At 38.5% G+C, this 13,152-nt stretch carries 20 protein-coding genes (1 of these 20 only partly in view); 2 read left to right on the top strand and 18 right to left on the bottom strand.

All coding sequences use genetic code 11. The annotated features are described in order from the left end of the window. Positions 1–531: the 3' portion of a polysaccharide deacetylase family sporulation protein PdaB gene (gene pdaB / locus ACHZK0_RS00870; RefSeq protein ID WP_262741703.1), read on the top strand. It extends 234 nt beyond the left edge of the window; 531 of the gene's 765 nt are visible here — the last part of the coding sequence; the start codon falls outside the window, past its left edge; the stop codon is at positions 529–531. Between the two features lie 90 nt (positions 532–621). On the opposite strand, the gene kbaA is transcribed toward pdaB, so the two are convergent. Beyond that, positions 622–1,233: a KinB signaling pathway activation protein KbaA gene (gene kbaA / locus ACHZK0_RS00865; protein WP_262741704.1), complete on the bottom strand. Its 612-nt coding sequence runs from the start codon at positions 1,231–1,233 to the stop codon at positions 622–624. Positions 1,234–1,372: 139 nt separating this feature from the next. On the opposite strand from kbaA, the gene gerD reads away from it, so the two are divergent. Beyond that, the gene (gerD, locus tag ACHZK0_RS00860) at positions 1,373–1,990 is read left to right on the top strand and encodes a spore germination protein GerD (protein WP_262741705.1); all 618 of its coding nucleotides are present in this window, start codon (positions 1,373–1,375) and stop codon (positions 1,988–1,990) included. Between the two features lie 56 nt (positions 1,991–2,046). Here the strand turns inward: gerD and ACHZK0_RS00855 are convergent, their stop codons facing one another. From ACHZK0_RS00855 to ACHZK0_RS00775, 17 genes are all read right to left on the bottom strand, one after another. Next, positions 2,047–3,114 (bottom strand): Mrp/NBP35 family ATP-binding protein, encoded by a 1,068-nt coding sequence (locus tag ACHZK0_RS00855; protein ID WP_163096779.1) that lies wholly within the window; start codon positions 3,112–3,114, stop codon positions 2,047–2,049. 138 nt (positions 3,115–3,252) lie between these two features. Next, a complete protein-coding gene (cwlD, locus tag ACHZK0_RS00850) occupies positions 3,253–3,966 on the bottom strand; it encodes an N-acetylmuramoyl-L-alanine amidase CwlD (RefSeq protein ID WP_000822445.1) in 714 nt (237 codons plus the stop codon). A gap of 66 nt (positions 3,967–4,032) precedes the next feature. Continuing rightward, complete coding sequence (locus tag ACHZK0_RS00845) at positions 4,033–4,461, bottom strand: YbaK family protein (protein WP_001101006.1); 429 nt, start codon at positions 4,459–4,461, stop codon at positions 4,033–4,035. Between the two features lie 162 nt (positions 4,462–4,623). After that, complete coding sequence (rpsI, locus tag ACHZK0_RS00840; RefSeq protein WP_000079986.1) at positions 4,624–5,016, bottom strand: 30S ribosomal protein S9; 393 nt, start codon at positions 5,014–5,016, stop codon at positions 4,624–4,626. A 21-nt stretch (positions 5,017–5,037) separates the two neighbouring features. Then, the gene (gene rplM, locus ACHZK0_RS00835; protein ID WP_001260795.1) at positions 5,038–5,475 is read right to left on the bottom strand and encodes a 50S ribosomal protein L13; all 438 of its coding nucleotides are present in this window, start codon (positions 5,473–5,475) and stop codon (positions 5,038–5,040) included. A gap of 152 nt (positions 5,476–5,627) precedes the next feature. Then, positions 5,628–6,371: a tRNA pseudouridine(38-40) synthase TruA gene (truA, locus tag ACHZK0_RS00830; protein WP_097845671.1), complete on the bottom strand. Its 744-nt coding sequence runs from the start codon at positions 6,369–6,371 to the stop codon at positions 5,628–5,630. A gap of 14 nt (positions 6,372–6,385) precedes the next feature. Next, a complete protein-coding gene (locus tag ACHZK0_RS00825; protein ID WP_001186532.1) occupies positions 6,386–7,180 on the bottom strand; it encodes an energy-coupling factor transporter transmembrane component T family protein in 795 nt (264 codons plus the stop codon). Further along, positions 7,168–8,049, bottom strand: a complete 882-nt coding sequence (locus ACHZK0_RS00820) for an energy-coupling factor ABC transporter ATP-binding protein (protein WP_395761067.1) — start codon at positions 8,047–8,049, stop codon at positions 7,168–7,170. Before ACHZK0_RS00820 ends, ACHZK0_RS00825 begins: the two co-directional genes overlap by 13 nt. After that, positions 8,025–8,867 (bottom strand): energy-coupling factor ABC transporter ATP-binding protein, encoded by an 843-nt coding sequence (locus ACHZK0_RS00815; protein ID WP_262741707.1) that lies wholly within the window; start codon positions 8,865–8,867, stop codon positions 8,025–8,027. Before ACHZK0_RS00815 ends, ACHZK0_RS00820 begins: the two co-directional genes overlap by 25 nt. 103 nt (positions 8,868–8,970) lie before the next feature. Then, on the bottom strand, positions 8,971–9,333 hold the full coding sequence (rplQ, locus tag ACHZK0_RS00810) for a 50S ribosomal protein L17 (protein ID WP_000331490.1): 363 nt from the start codon (positions 9,331–9,333) through the stop codon (positions 8,971–8,973). Between the two features lie 35 nt (positions 9,334–9,368). Beyond that, complete coding sequence (locus tag ACHZK0_RS00805) at positions 9,369–10,313, bottom strand: DNA-directed RNA polymerase subunit alpha (protein ID WP_000569644.1); 945 nt, start codon at positions 10,311–10,313, stop codon at positions 9,369–9,371. A 180-nt stretch (positions 10,314–10,493) separates the two neighbouring features. After that, on the bottom strand, positions 10,494–10,883 hold the full coding sequence (gene rpsK / locus ACHZK0_RS00800) for a 30S ribosomal protein S11 (RefSeq protein ID WP_000101797.1): 390 nt from the start codon (positions 10,881–10,883) through the stop codon (positions 10,494–10,496). Positions 10,884–10,907: 24 nt separating this feature from the next. Continuing rightward, a complete protein-coding gene (gene rpsM / locus ACHZK0_RS00795; protein WP_000090790.1) occupies positions 10,908–11,273 on the bottom strand; it encodes a 30S ribosomal protein S13 in 366 nt (121 codons plus the stop codon). A gap of 21 nt (positions 11,274–11,294) precedes the next feature. Next, positions 11,295–11,408 (bottom strand): 50S ribosomal protein L36, encoded by a 114-nt coding sequence (rpmJ, locus tag ACHZK0_RS00790; RefSeq protein ID WP_000868344.1) that lies wholly within the window; start codon positions 11,406–11,408, stop codon positions 11,295–11,297. A gap of 35 nt (positions 11,409–11,443) precedes the next feature. Then, positions 11,444–11,662: a translation initiation factor IF-1 gene (gene infA / locus ACHZK0_RS00785; RefSeq protein WP_001029884.1), complete on the bottom strand. Its 219-nt coding sequence runs from the start codon at positions 11,660–11,662 to the stop codon at positions 11,444–11,446. A 68-nt stretch (positions 11,663–11,730) separates the two neighbouring features. Beyond that, positions 11,731–12,477 (bottom strand): type I methionyl aminopeptidase, encoded by a 747-nt coding sequence (gene map, locus ACHZK0_RS00780; RefSeq protein ID WP_262741708.1) that lies wholly within the window; start codon positions 12,475–12,477, stop codon positions 11,731–11,733. Beyond that, a complete protein-coding gene (locus tag ACHZK0_RS00775; RefSeq protein WP_001048992.1) occupies positions 12,477–13,127 on the bottom strand; it encodes an adenylate kinase in 651 nt (216 codons plus the stop codon). Before ACHZK0_RS00775 ends, map begins: the two co-directional genes overlap by 1 nt. Between the last annotated feature and the right edge of the window lie 25 nt (positions 13,128–13,152).

The following is a 13,152-nucleotide window of genomic DNA, read 5'->3' as shown; positions in this document are numbered from 1 at the left end:
CTTAAAGAAAGAGACATTAAGAATGCAACCTTCTTCCTTTCTGCTGCATGGGCAGAAAGACACCCTGATGTTGTTGAACGCATCATAAAAGATGGACATGAAATCGGTAGTATGGGCTATAATTACACGTCCTACACTTCTCTAGAGACAAATGAAATACGAAGAGATCTTTTACGAGCGCAAGATATTTTTACAAAACTCGGTGTGAAACAAGTCAAGCTATTGCGTCCACCTAGTGGAGACTTTAACAAAGCAACACTGAAAATAGCAGAATCACTCGGATACACCATCGTTCATTGGAGTAATAACTCAAACGATTGGAAAAACCCTGGTGTAAACAATATCGTTTCCACCGTCTCTACTAATTTAAAAGGTGGAGATATCGTCTTATTACACGCATCCGATTCTGCCCTGCAAACAAATAAAGCTTTACCACTGCTTCTACAAAAATTAAAAAGTGACGGATATGAGCAAATATCCGTATCACAACTTATTTCCAACACAAGTACGAAAAGTAAAGATGTACAGTAATTCTTTTCCATTGTGCCTTCACACATAAAAAGCTCTATTACCTTTCATTCAGGTAATAGAGCTTTTTTCATTCGTACAAACTCTCTTATATTAGGCTGACTTACTCCTCTTTCCAATTAAACGATGTAATATAAGTAACTGATATGCATTACATAATAAAAGTGGTATCACCATTAAATATAACCAGTCTGTATCATTAATTCGAAGAGCTGGTACCCATTCAAGAATTGTTACAACAACCATAAAGAACAAAGCGGGCACAAATGCCTTTTTATTTGTTTCCTTACTTTTTATGTAAGCAACAATGGCCCCGAACATAAATAACACACCAGCAACAAGTATGTTATTCCCTAATGAAGCTTCCCCGTTCGCAATCAATACAGATCTTAAATACACGAAATCAAACAAAACGAATGCAATAAAGAAGAGCTGGACTGCATTCCATAAAGAAGGTGAACGGAACATACCTAACCCAAAACGATGAATTGTTAAATAAGCAAAGAATCCCATCTGACTTATAACACTAAAAATAAATCCTACACCCATCAACCAAAAGGAAACTGCTAGAATTTCCTTTCCGTCTAAATTTTGAAAAAATTTAGCGTACTTGTCCCACTCTAAAACAAACCCAAGTATGACCGTGCTAATCCCACCAAGAAACAACGTCGTAAAAAATAGTCGTACCCACTTGCGGCTATTCACAACACATCCCCCATTATCCTTATATTTCTAATTAAATTGTATCAATGACAATTTCAAAAAGCTAGCCATGTTCATGTATAAATTCCCTAAAGATATTTATATTAAAAAGAGAGAACTGTGCTGAAAGGAGTTCCAACTTATGAAACGGATGCTGCTCGTTTTGACTTCTTCTTTTCTATTCCTCGCACTTGTAGCGTGTGCACAAGGAAAAGAAGCAAAGTCCGAACTTGATTACGATCAAACGAAGAAAATGATTGTTGATATTTTAAAAACTGATCAAGGTAAGAAAGCCATTCAAGATGTGTTAACTGATGAAAAAATGAAACAAGCACTCATACTAGATGAAACAGTAGTAAAGAAAACGATTGAAGATGCAATGGTATCCGACAAAGGGCAACAATTCTGGGAAAAGCTCTTTAAAGACCCTGAGTTCTCATCGAAATTCGCTAAAAGTATGGGGAAAGAACAAACAACCTTAATGAAAACATTACTAAAAGACCCTGAATACCAAGCAGGCGTTATAGAAATTATGAAGAACCCTGAAGTAGAAAAAATGATGTTACAAACGATGAAGAGCAAAGAATACCGTCAATATTTACAACAAGTACTAACCGAAACTGCTGAAAGCCCACTCTTCCAAGCTAAGATGATTGATATTATTAGTAAAGGTGTACAAAAGGCCGAAAAAAGTGGATCTGATAAAAAAGAAGCAGGCGGTGAAGGTGGTTCCCAAGACGCTAAAAAAGAACAGCAGTAAAAATTATAACGATAATAATGAGTGGACAATATATGTATCGTCCACTCATTATTATTTTATTTTTGCGCGACAGCTATTTTATCAATTACAGTCTCAGCTATCGTGCGATAAATAAGACCTGTCGTATGTGTATCTTCATATACTGATGGCGCAAAGTCTTCTTTATTCCAATCAGGTTGTTGAAGTGGGATTCGGCCAAGTACTTCTGTTTGAAGTTCTGTAGCTAATTTATCTCCTCCACCTCTTCCGAACACATATTCTTTTTCACCAGTTGTTTTACTTTCAAAATACGCCATATTTTCAACAACACCAAGAATACTATGTTCTGTACGTAAAGCCATGGCTCCAGCACGCGCTGCTACAAATGCCGCTGTTGGATGTGGCGTTGTTACAATAATTTCTTTACAAGCCGGCAACATCGAATGTAAGTCTAGCGCAACATCACCTGTACCCGGTGGTAAATCTAAAACTAAATAGTCTAAATCGCCCCATTCTACTTCTGTGAAGAAGTGATTTAACATTTTCCCAAGCATAGGCCCTCTCCAAATAACCGGTGCATTATCTTCTACAAAGAATCCCATTGAGATTACCTTTACACCTAGACGCTCGACTGGAATAATTTTATCCCCTCTTACAACAGGACGTTTTTCTATCCCCATCATATCCGGTACGCTAAAACCATAAATATCGGCATCAATGATACCAACCTTTTTCCCTAGACGAGCTAGAGCAATAGCAAGGTTAACAGAAACTGTTGATTTCCCTACCCCACCTTTTCCACTCGCCACTGCTAAAAATGTTGTTTTTGAATTTGGTGACAATAAAGATTCAGCTTGCTCTTCTTCTTGTTCCGGTGCAAACTGAGCTAATTCCTCTTCTGTAAATTCTGCAAAGCGAAGCCCTACTGTTGCTGCTCCTAATTCTTTTACTAACTTTACAATTCCAGATTGCAATTGCATTTGTTCCGCTGTACCGGTTTTTACGATTGCAATTTTAACACTTACATGTTCCTTCTCAGGCTTAACTGTTACCTCTTTAATTGCCCCTGTTTCTTTTAACGTTTTATGTAAAAACGGATCTACAACCCCTTCTAACGCTTCCACTACTTGCTCTTTCGTTACCATGATTAGCCCCCTGTATGAAAAATAACGTAATGTTAATTAAATTTATCTCTCTTTATTTTTTAAATAAATGCGTTTACATTTCCAGTATAACATATTTTCGGAAAACTTCGTTAATGAGAGAAACTCAAAAAATCCTCCTTATTCTGGAGGATTTCCTTTTTCCGTGAAATAGCGTAATATACCACGATATACTGCAGCCGCTACCTTTTGCTGATATTTCTCCGAATTTAACATATACCTTTCGTTTACATTCGATAAAAAGCCAGCTTCAATTAAAGCACCTGGTGTTTTCGCATACTTTAATAAATACACATGAGAAATTGTTTTAGCAGAACGATTCGTATTCTCTAAACTCGTCCTCAATTCAGCTTGTATAAATTTCGCAGCACGTTCATTTTCAATCGAAGAACGGTAATAGAACGTTTGTGCGCCTTTCGATCCACTACTAGTTAAAGCATTTAAATGAATACTCGCAAAAAAGTCTACATCCGGTTTATTAATAATCTCTACACGCTTTTTTAAATCCTCTGCTTTACGTCTACTATATGATTTTGTATCTTTCTGAGCTAAATCATAATCTCCCTCACGTGTTAAAATAACTAGCGCACCTTGTTCCTGTAAATAATCTTGTACCTTCTTTGTAATCTCAAGCGTAATATCTTTTTCTATAATATCTTTTCCACCAACAGCCCCTCCGTCTGGCCCACCATGCCCAGCATCTAATACAATCACTTTCCCTGATAAGGGTAAATTCCACGCTCGCCACGATTTTGTAATTTGAAATTCTTGTTTGACTAAAAAAAACAAAACAACCGCAGCGAGTGCAAAAGAGATAATTCGAATTCTCTTCATACCTTTCCTCCTCCAGCTAGTCCCTCTAATTACTTATATGGGACAAGAGGAAAGTTTATGCTTGTCTTAATGAAGCTTTAATCGATATCTTCTTTCACCTTTTTCATATCCTTCCTGCCACCATAAGCCAATAAACTGCTGACAAGATTCAAAAAGTAATTCCTCATCTTGTAACTTAATTTCCCTCATAGTCATGCTCGTTAAAAATTGAAATAGTGTTTCCGTTAATTGTTGCTCTTCTTCTAAGGCTCTATATTTCACATCAAAGAATGATTCACCATAATAACCAAACTTACTGTATCTCGCTCCTAATAAATACGATTCTATCCCTAATTCAATACAGTAATCTTCATACTGACGATGAAGTTCCTGCATCTGAAAGGCATCTCTAATATTTGAACGTAATGTTTTTAATGATAATTCTCGCAGCATCTTCCGTTCATATTTCAACTGCTTCTCTTTTTGTTTTTCTTGTAAGCTGACAATGACATTCATAGTACTTATAAACCTCCCTAATACGTATTAGTCTAAACTTCTAAAGAAGAAGCATACGCGAGAGGATAGCACTAAAATATTCCAAACTACAAAAATTCCAAAAGGGGAATGAAACATAAAAAAACCCCAACCAAAATGGTTGGGGTTTGTAGTTCGCAAAAATTAACGTTTTGAGAACTGAGGTGCACGACGTGCGCCTTTAAGACCGTATTTTTTACGCTCTTTCATACGTGCGTCACGAGTTAATAGACCTGCACGTTTTAGTGTTAGACGGTATTCTGGATCAGCTTTTAATAAAGCGCGAGAAATACCGTGACGAATAGCACCAGCTTGACCAGTGTATCCACCACCATTTACGTTTACAAGTACATCGTAGTTACCTAAAGTTTCTGTTGCAACTAGAGGTTGTTTCACTACTTCACGTAATGCAGCAAATGGGATATAGTTTTCAAAATCACGACCGTTAATGATAACGCGTCCTTCGCCTGGAACTAGGCGTACGCGCGCTACTGAACTCTTACGACGTCCAGTGCCATAGTATTGAACCTGTGCCAAAGTAAGCCCTCCTTTAATTAATTATCCGCGAAGTTCGTAAACTTCTGGTTTTTGTGCTTGGTGTGGATGCTCTGCTCCAGCATACACGTTTAGTTTCTTAGAAACTTGACGGCCTAAGCGTCCTTTTGGAAGCATGCCTTTAATTGCAAGCTCTAACATTTGTACAGGGTAGTTTGTACGCATTTCTAGAGCTGTTCTTTGTTTAAGTCCACCTGGGTGGTTAGTGTGACGGTAGTAAATTTTATCGTTTAATTTATTACCTGTTAAATGAATTTTCTCAGCGTTAATAATAATTACATGATCACCCGTGTCAACGTGTGGTGTAAATGTAGGTTTGTTTTTACCGCGTAAAATAGATGCTACTTCTGTAGATAGGCGACCTAAAGTTTGACCTTCAGCATCAACCACATACCATTTACGCTCAACTTCGTTAGCTTTTGCCATAAAAGTCGTACGCATGTGTTTCCCTCCTCGTTATCTTTTCCATAGAAAAAATCTATTGTTTATCTTAAACACGATTTCCTTCCGGGGCTAATCGTGGTTTTAGAAACAATACCATATGTTATGATATACTTTTGAGTTTCTAATGTCAAGCAAATGTTACACCAGGATTAGTTGTTATAGTTTACCTGCCATAAGTAAAGCCCATGACCAGGAGCCATCTTTCCAGCAAACTGACGATTTTGTTTCGCTAGAATCTCTGGAATGCTGTCTGGATCAAGCTTTCCTTGCCCTACGTTCAGTAACGTACCAACAATAATTCTGACCATATTATATAAAAATCCATTACCTACAAAACGAAAAATTAATTCATCGTCTTGCTCAATTAGCTCAATTTCATAAATTGTTCTCACTTTATCTTTTTTGTCAGTTTTTGCCGAACAAAAAGAAGTGAAATCATGCGTTCCAATAAAATAAGGGATCGCTTTTCTTATAGAGTTTATTTCGAGCGGATATGGATATTGATATACATAATTTCTACGGAATACATCCGCAGTCTTTGATAATAACACACGATAACGATATTCTTTTCTCTCAACACCGTAACGCGCATGAAATTCTTCTGTTTTTTTCTCTACCTGTCTGATAACAATATCATCTGGCAACATTGTGTTTAATGCATTACCCCATTGCCACTCTTCAAGAGACAAAGGTGTATCAAAGTGTATAACCTGTCCTTTAGCGTGAACAGTAGAATCCGTTCTGCCCGATGCCTGAACACGAACAAGTTCTCCTTTATGCAATTTCTGCAAAGCTTTTTCAATCTCTTGTTGAACAGTACGATGCTGCGGCTGAATTTGATAACCACAAAAATGCATGCCATCATATGCAACCGTACATTTTATTCTATCCATTTCTCCATTCTCCATTACGATCGCACCCATGCCAAAATACAAGCTAAGCAAAGTAAGCTTATAATCGTTACTGTATCGCTTGTTTTCCAGCGTAGTTGCCTAAATTTAGTACGTCCTTCGCCACTTTGATATCCACGAGCCTCCATAGCAATTGCTAAGTCCTCAGCACGCTTAAAAGCACTGATAAATAGAGGAACCAGTAGTGAGATAATAGCTTTCATCCTATCTTTTATCGGTCCTCCTGCGAAATCAATACCACGTGACGATTGTGCTTTCATTATTTTACTCGTTTCATCCATTAATGTCGGAATAAAACGAAGAGAAATTGACATCATTAATGCGATTTCATGAACAGGAACTTTTATACGCTTCAACGGCTTTAATAACGTCTCCAAACCATCTGTAATCTCAATAGGTGTCGTCGTTAACGTTAATAATGTCGTCATTAAAATAATAACGAAGAATCGTATAGAAATGTATATCCCTTGCTCTAATCCTTTTTCATGTATCGAAAACCAACCAAGCTGGAATAGTACTTCCCCTTCTTTATTTGTAAAAATATGCAGGAAAAATGTAAAAAGAAAAATCCATAGAATTGGTTTTAAGCCCGAAAGTACATAACGAATCGGCACTTTTGCAAAAAATAAAGCAATGAGTGCATATAAAAATAAAAATCCATATGAAATCGCATTATTTGCTAAGAAAACAACAAATACATATAAAAAGACAATCAGCAGCTTCGTACGTGGATCAAGTTGATGAATAAGAGAATTCCCTGGAATATACCTTCCAATAATCAACTGCTGCATGATTCATGACCACCTTTTCGTAACACCTTCACAACTTCATGAGTAAGATCCTCTAAAGATAAGGTAGCCTTTGGGATTGAAATGCCAAACTTCTCTTCAATTGCACGTTTATACTTTAAAGACATAGGAAGATCCACGCCAATTTTCTCTAGCTCATCAGCATGTGAAAATACTTCCTCTGCACTTCCTTGCAAAAAGACCGTTCCTTTATGCATGACTACAATCTGCTCGGCATACTTAGCAGCATCCTCCATATTATGTGTTACTAGGATAACTGTAAGACCTTTTTCCTTATGTAGCTTATAAAACATCTCCATAAGTTCATTCTGTCCTTTTGGATCTAGTCCTGCTGTAGGTTCATCTAATACAAGCACTTCGGGTTCCATCGCCAATACGCCCGCTATCGCAACACGCCTCATCTGTCCACCACTTAGCTCAAACGGTGAACGTGTTAACAGTTCTGGTTCTAACCCTACAAGTTCAATTGCCTCTCTTGCCTTTTGCTTCGCTTCTTCTACAGATACCCCAAAATTAGTAGGGCCGAAACAAATATCTTTCTCCACACTCTCTTCAAACAACTGATGTTCTGGGAATTGAAAGACAACCCCTACTTTTTTACGTAGTGGCTTTAGCTTTTTTTCTTTCTTTCCTGCCGAAATGAAATGTTCACCAATTTGAACTGTACCATTTGTCGGCTGCAATAAACCATTTAAATGTTGAATCATCGTCGATTTACCTGAACCAGTATGACCGATAATGGTATAATAGCCCCCACTTGGAAACGACACGTCTACATCATAAAGTGCGCGTCTTTCAAATGGAGTTTTATATTGATAACGATGTTCTACTTTTTGGAATGTAATCTCCAAAGTTCGTTCACCAAGCTTTCCATTGTAAGATGCGTATTTTGCAAGAGAATTTCATTTCTTTTTAATAATTCTGCTATTTTCACTGAAAATGGTACATCTAATCCAATTTCGTGGAGCATATGAGAGGACTTGAAAATTTGCTCTGGAGTCCCTTCCTCTAATATTTCTCCCTTATTTAAAATAATGACACGGTCTGATTGTGCCGCTTCTTCTAAATCGTGCGTAATTGATAACACGGTAATACCTTTTTGATTAACAAGTTGTCTAACCGTTTCTACTACTTCACGTCTTCCTTGAGGATCTAGCATTGACGTTGCTTCATCTAATATCAAAATAGATGGCTGAAGTGCTAAAACGCCTGCTATTGCCACTCGCTGCTTTTGCCCACCAGATAACGAATGAGGTTCATCATTAAGAAAATCTTCCATACGGACAAGTTTGAGAGCCTGATCTAATCTTTCTACCATCTGTTCTCTTGGCATTCCGATATTCTCTAAGCCAAATACAACGTCGTCTTGCACTGTCGTTCCAACAAATTGATTATCTGGATTTTGAAATACCATACCAATTTGTTTTCGAACATCCCACACCGTTTCCTCTGATAAAACCATTGTATCATTTACTGTAATAGTCCCTGCTTCCGGCAAAAACAAACCATTCAATAATTTTGCAAGTGTAGACTTCCCTGAACCATTTTGTCCAATAACAGATACCCATTCTCCCTCATACAAAGAAAATGAAACATCTTGTAATGCATAAGTGGCTGCCCCAGGATATTGAAATGATATATTTTCTGTCCGAAGTTTCTCTTTTTTCAATACAAGGCACCCTTTCCTTCGCCGAGTTAGCCTATTTTTATATTTAAAAAAAAGGGCCATGACCAGTTTCTTGAAAAGAACTGTCCTGCCCTTTTAATTATCATTATACTAACTCGATAATTACCATTGGTGCTGCGTCTCCGCGACGTGGACCAATTTTTGCAATACGAGTGTATCCGCCTTGGCGCTCAGCATAGCGTGGAGCTACATCAGCGAATAATTTTTGAAGTGCATCTTGACCAGTCTCAGCGTTAGCTACTTCATTGCGAATGAAAGCTGCTGCTTGACGACGAGCGTGAAGATCTCCGCGTTTACCTAAAGTGATCATTTTTTCCACTACAGAACGAAGTTCTTTTGCACGAGTTTCTGTCGTTTGGATGCGCTCGTTGATAATTAAATCAGTAGCTAAATCACGTAACATAGCTTTACGTTGCGCACTTGTACGGCCTAATTTTCTGTATGCCATTCGTAGTTCCCTCCTTTGTTGATGGGTTTAAATCCTCAGTCGTCTTTACGTAAACCTAAACCTAATTCCTCAAGTTTATGTTTAACTTCTTCTAAGGATTTACGTCCTAAGTTACGAACTTTCATCATATCTTCTTCTGTTTTGTTCGCAAGCTCTTGTACAGTATTAATTCCTGCACGTTTAAGGCAATTATAAGAACGAACAGAAAGATCTAGTTCCTCGATAGTCATCTCAAGAACTTTCTCTTTTTGATCTTCTTCCTTCTCGACCATAATCTCAGCATTTTGTGCTTCATCAGTCAAACCAACAAAGATATTTAAATGCTCAGTTAAGATTTTGGCACCTAAAGAGATAGCTTCTTTTGGCCCGATGCTTCCATCCGTCCATACATCAAGCGTAAGCTTATCATAATTAGCCACTTGTCCGACACGTGTCTTTTCCACTTGGTAAGTCACACGTGATACTGGAGTATAAATAGAATCAATAGGAATTACTCCTATTGGTTGATCTTCGCTTTTATTTGCATCAGCTGGCGTATACCCACGGCCACGCTTTGCAGTTAAACGCATGCGGAAATGCGCATTTTTTGCTAACGTTGCAATGTGTAAATCTGGATTTAAGATTTCTACATCACTATCGTGAGTAATATCAGCAGCTGTGACAATACCTTCGCCCTGCACATCAATTTCCAACGTCTTCTCTTCTTCAGAGTAGATTTTAAGAGCTAACTTTTTCAAGTTTAAGATGATCGTCGTAACGTCTTCTACTACGCCCTCAACTGTTGAAAATTCATGTAATACGCCATCGATTTGGATAGCAGTAACAGCGGCACCAGGGAGTGAGGATAAAAGAATACGACGTAAGGAGTTACCCAAAGTAGTACCATATCCACGCTCAAGCGGTTCAATTACGAATTTACCATATTTAGCATCTTCGTTAAGTTCAACCGTTTCGATTTTCGGCTTTTCGATTTCAATCATTAACTAAACCCTCCTTCAAAACGTCGAAACCCCGGTTAAACAAAGGGATACCCCCTGTCTAACCGAAAGTCCCCCTTAGGCAGTTCCCGATTGTGCACAACAAGCGATGTTTCTGTACGAAATTTCTCGATAATGCATCATATCCATTATAGACAAAAGGGAAAATTCTATACAGAAAAATTACACACGACGACGTTTTGGTGGACGACATCCATTATGAGGAACTGGAGTAACATCTCTAATTGCTGTTACTTCTAGACCTGCAGCTTGAAGAGCACGAATTGCAGCTTCACGACCAGCACCAGGACCTTTAACAGTAACCTCTAAAGTTTTTAAACCGTGTTCCATTGCAACTTTAGCAGCAGCTTCAGCAGCCATTTGCGCAGCGAATGGAGTAGACTTACGAGATCCACGGAAACCAAGTGCACCAGCACTAGACCAAGAAAGTGCGTTACCATGAGTATCTGTAAGTGTTACGATTGTGTTGTTGAAAGTAGAACGAATATGAGCTATACCAGCTTCAATATTCTTTTTCACACGTTTTTTACGAGTGTTTGTTTTACGTGCCATTGTTAGTTCAACCTCCTTTACTTATTATTTCTTTTTATTTGCTACTGTACGACGTGGACCTTTACGTGTACGAGCATTGTTTTTAGAGTTTTGACCACGAACTGGTAAACCACGACGGTGACGAAGACCACGGTAAGAACCGATCTCCATTAGACGTTTAATGTTAAGAGATACTTCACGACGAAGGTCTCCCTCAACTTTAATACGATCGATGATATCACGGATACGTCCTAGTTCGTCTTCCGTTAAATCACGAACTCGTGTTTCTGAAGAAATACCAGCTTCAGTAAGAATTTTTTCAGCAGTTGTGCGACCAATGCCGAATACGTAAGTTAAAGAAATAACAACGCGTTTGTCTCGAGGAATATCTACACCTGCGATACGTGCCATTCTGAATGCACCTCCTTCTGATTAACCTTGTTTTTGTTTATGTTTAGGGTTTTCACAAATAACCATTACTTTTCCACGTCTACGAATAACTTTACATTTTTCGCAGATTGGTTTAACTGACGGTCTTACTTTCATGTCTCGAACCTCCTTAAAGATTACGGAGTGCTATATTATTTAAAACGGTACGTAATACGACCACGATTTAAATCGTACGGAGATAATTCTACCGTAACTTTGTCTCCTGGTAAAATACGAATGAAGTTCATACGGATTTTACCAGAAACGTGAGCCAATACGACATGCCCATTCTCTAATTCTACTTTGAACATAGCATTTGGCAACGTTTCAAGAACGGTACCTTCGACTTCAATTACATCATCTTTAGCCATTCAATAGTTCTCCCTTCTTCAAATCAGTAACATTTTACACTGCTCTGAAATCCCGGAGAGCCAGCTACTTATAAAGTGGTAAGGATTTCGTATCCTGCTTCTGTAAGAGCAATCGTGTGCTCAAAATGGGCACACCATTTACCATCTACCGTTACCACTGTCCAGTCATCAGATAGTGTTTTTACATATCGTCTTCCTTGATTCACCATCGGCTCAACACAGATGACCATTCCCGGCTTTAATCTAGGGCCTCCATTTGGTGGACCATAGTGCGGGATTTGAGGGTCCTCATGTAAGTCTTGCCCGATTCCGTGACCAACATACTCCCTAACGATCGAGAACCCATTCTCTTCAGCATGGGTTTGAACCGCATGTGAGATATTTGATAATCTTTCGCCTGGTTTTACTTGTTCTAGACCAAGATACAACGATTTTTCTGTGACATCAAGTAGCTTTTGAACAGATTCAGAAATGCTTCCAACTGGATACGTCCATGCAGAATCGCCATGGTACCCATTGTATTTCGCACCAATATCGATACTGATGATATCGCCCTCTTTGAGCTTGCGCTTCCCTGGAATTCCGTGTACAAGCTCTTCATTTACAGAAGCACAAATGCTCCCCGGAAATCCGTTGTATCCTTTAAAAGATGGCGTAGCACCATATTTTTGAATCGTCTTTTCCGCTATTTGATCGAGCTCTTTCGTTGTAATTCCTGGAGTAATGTGCTGTTTCAACTCTTGATGAGTTAAAGCAACGATCCTGCCAGCTTCTCGCATGATTTCTATCTCGCGAGGAGTTTTGCAGATTATCATTACGCTAAGCCTCCGATGAGAACATCGATATCAGCAAATACTTTATTGATATCTTGCTCACCATTAATGCTTTGTAGGTAACCAAGCTCCTCGTAGAAATCAAGCAAAGGTTTTGTTTGCTTAATATTTACATCTAAACGATTTGCTACAGTTTCTTCATTGTCATCAGAGCGTTGATATAATTCGCCACCACATTTATCGCACACGTCAGCTTTTGCTGGCGCATTGAATTCTAAGTGGTAAGTCGCACCGCACTCTTTACAAATGCGACGGCCTGTAAGGCGTTTTAATAACAACCCTGAATCCACATTAATGTTTAAAACATAGTCGATTTTTTTGCCAAGATCTTTCATAATCTCTTCAAGAGCTGATGCTTGTGCAACAGTTCGTGGGAAACCGTCTAGTAAGAAACCTCTTACGCAGTCTTCTTGACTTAAACGTTCACGAACGATTCCGATTGTAACTTCATCTGGAACAAGTGCACCTTTATCAATAAAAGATTTTGCTTGTAAACCCATTTCAGTTTCAGCCTTCATAGCTGCACGGAACATATCTCCTGTTGAAATGTGAGGGATGTTATACTTGGCAACAATCTGTTCGGCTTGTGTACCTTTACCAGCACCAGGAAGCCCCATTAAAATTAAGTTCATCCTTGTTCCCCCTCAGAGTACATGA

This window comes from Bacillus sp. 3G2 (assembly GCF_044324725.1).
Classification (GTDB): domain Bacteria; phylum Bacillota; class Bacilli; order Bacillales; family Bacillaceae_G; genus Bacillus_A; species Bacillus_A mobilis.
Note: the sequence above shows the minus strand (reverse complement) of the source record. Positions and strands in the feature narration are given on the sequence as shown.

Excerpts from the sequence above, each read along its gene's own strand:
- ACHZK0_RS00855 (WP_163096779.1), bottom strand. The coding sequence starts at position 3,114 with ATGGTAACGAAAGAGCAAGTAGTGGAAGCGTTAGAAGGGGTTGTAGAT.
- ACHZK0_RS00825 (WP_001186532.1), bottom strand. The coding sequence starts at position 7,180 with ATGCAGCAGTTGATTATTGGAAGGTATATTCCAGGGAATTCTCTTATT.
- rpsM (WP_000090790.1), bottom strand. The coding sequence starts at position 11,273 with ATGGCACGTATCGCAGGTGTAGATATTCCTCGAGACAAACGCGTTGTT.
- ACHZK0_RS00845 (WP_001101006.1), bottom strand. The coding sequence starts at position 4,461 with ATGAATGTCATTGTCAGCTTACAAGAAAAACAAAAAGAGAAGCAGTTG.
- infA (WP_001029884.1), bottom strand. The coding sequence starts at position 11,662 with ATGGCTAAAGATGATGTAATTGAAGTCGAAGGTACCGTTCTTGAAACG.
- cwlD (WP_000822445.1), bottom strand. The coding sequence starts at position 3,966 with ATGAAGAGAATTCGAATTATCTCTTTTGCACTCGCTGCGGTTGTTTTG.
- rplM (WP_001260795.1), bottom strand. The coding sequence starts at position 5,475 with ATGCGTACGACTTTTATGGCAAAAGCTAACGAAGTTGAGCGTAAATGG.
- rpsK (WP_000101797.1), bottom strand. The coding sequence starts at position 10,883 with ATGGCACGTAAAACAAACACTCGTAAAAAACGTGTGAAAAAGAATATT.
- truA (WP_097845671.1), bottom strand. The coding sequence starts at position 6,371 with ATGGATAGAATAAAATGTACGGTTGCATATGATGGCATGCATTTTTGT.
- ACHZK0_RS00805 (WP_000569644.1), bottom strand. The coding sequence starts at position 10,313 with ATGATTGAAATCGAAAAGCCGAAAATCGAAACGGTTGAACTTAACGAA.
- map (WP_262741708.1), bottom strand. The coding sequence starts at position 12,477 with ATGATAATCTGCAAAACTCCTCGCGAGATAGAAATCATGCGAGAAGCT.
- rplQ (WP_000331490.1), bottom strand. The coding sequence starts at position 9,333 with ATGGCATACAGAAAATTAGGCCGTACAAGTGCGCAACGTAAAGCTATG.
- ACHZK0_RS00775 (WP_001048992.1), bottom strand. The coding sequence starts at position 13,127 with ATGAACTTAATTTTAATGGGGCTTCCTGGTGCTGGTAAAGGTACACAA.
- gerD (WP_262741705.1), top strand. The coding sequence starts at position 1,373 with ATGAAACGGATGCTGCTCGTTTTGACTTCTTCTTTTCTATTCCTCGCA.
- rpmJ (WP_000868344.1), bottom strand. The coding sequence starts at position 11,408 with ATGAAAGTAAGACCGTCAGTTAAACCAATCTGCGAAAAATGTAAAGTT.